The 402-nt window shown below is 67.9% G+C and carries 1 pseudogene; it reads right to left on the reverse strand.

Annotated features, from left to right (window positions below):
- Window positions 1-8: 8 nt before the first annotated feature.
- Window positions 9-402: pseudogene (locus AC1D1Y_RS26685) on the reverse strand (UDP-N-acetylmuramate dehydrogenase); the annotation flags it as partial.

Below are 402 nucleotides of genomic sequence, written 5' to 3' on the forward strand. Positions count from 1 at the left end.
CAAGATGGCTACACCACCACCGGCTCCGGCTCCAGCCGGATGCCAAAGCGCTCGTACACGCTGGTCTGGATGGCCTTGGCCAGGGTCATCACCTCGCCGCCTGTGGCGCCGTTGCCGTCCACGCCCGCGCCGCGGTTCACCAGCACCAGGGCCTGGCGTTCGTACACGCCGGCCTGGCCCACGCTCTTGCCTTTCCAGCCGCAGGAGTCGATGAGCCAGCCGGCGGCCAGCTTCACCGAGCCGTCGTCCATGCGGTAATGCACCACCTTGGGGTCGCGGGCGATGATGTCGGCGCACTGCTCGACGCTCACCGTGGGGTTCTTGAAGAAGCTGCCGGCGTTGCCAATGACGGCCGGGTCGGGCAGCTTGGCGCGGCGCACCTCGCACACCCAGTCATAAATC

This window comes from Polaromonas sp. P1_G1 (genome assembly GCF_056405595.1).